The organism is Streptomyces alkaliphilus (assembly GCF_014141535.1).
GTDB lineage: Bacteria > Actinomycetota > Actinomycetes > Streptomycetales > Streptomycetaceae > Streptomyces > Streptomyces alkaliphilus.
In genome coordinates this window covers 1-943 of sequence record NZ_VKHT01001435.1, presented here as the reverse complement: position 1 = coordinate 943, position 943 = coordinate 1, and the positions used below count along the sequence as shown (strand labels likewise).

The window sequence follows — 943 nt, the reverse complement described above, 5'->3', positions numbered from 1 at the left end:
CCCCTCCACCGATCGGTTCGCCCCGCCCCCCGGTACCGTGCGGGTCCGCCTGGACATCTCGTACGCCGGCACCGACTTCTCCGGGTGGGCGCGGCAGCCGGGCGGACGCCGCACCGTCCAGCAGGAGATCGAGGACGCCCTGGGGGTCGTCACCCGCACCGGGCGGACCTTCGAGCTGACCGTCGCAGGCCGCACCGACGCCGGGGTGCACGCGCGCGGCCAGGTCGCCCACGCGGACCTGCCGCGGGAGCTGTGGGCCGGGCACGGGGAGCACCTGGTGCGCCGACTGGCGGGCCGGTTGCCGAAGGACGTGCGGGTGTGGCGGGCGGCTCCCGCGCCCCCGCACTTCGACGCCCGGTTCTCCGCCACCCACCGCCGGTACGCCTACCGGGTCACCGACCATCCCGGTGGCGTCGACCCACTGCTGCGCGACCACGTGCTGTGGCACAACCACCCGCTGGACGAGGCCGCGATGAACGAGGCGGCCGGGGCGCTGCTGGGCGAGCACGACTTCGCCGCCTACTGCCGCCGACGGGAGGGCGCCACCACCATCCGCACCCTGCGCGAGCTGCGCTGGGAGCGCCGTCCGGACGGCGTTCTGGAGGCCACGGTGGTGGCGGACGCCTTCTGCCACAACATGGTCCGCTCGCTGGTGGGCGCCATGCTCTTCGTCGGGGACGGTCACCGGTCACCGGAGTGGCCGGGCCGGGTGCTCGCCGCCCGGGTGCGGGACTCCGCGGTGCACGTGGTGCGTCCGCACGGTCTGACGCTGGAGGAGGTCGGCTACCCGCCGGACGAGCTGCTGGCCACCCGCAACCGGGAGTCCCGCAACCGTCGGACCCTCCCGGCCGCCGTCCCGGCCGCCGGCTGCTGCTGAGGCGCTCCCCGGGCCCGTCCCGGCCGGGCCCGCCCGGACCGGGAACCAGCACGGGGAGCCCCCCGT

General features: G+C 76.6%; 1 protein-coding gene. It reads left to right on the top strand.

Features of this window, described 5'->3' with window-relative positions:
- Window positions 1-37: 37 nt before the first annotated feature.
- A complete protein-coding gene (gene truA / locus FNQ90_RS24935) occupies window positions 38-877 on the top strand; it encodes a tRNA pseudouridine(38-40) synthase TruA (protein WP_182608396.1) in 840 nt (279 codons plus the stop codon).
- The last annotated feature ends 66 nt before the right edge of the window (window positions 878-943 follow it).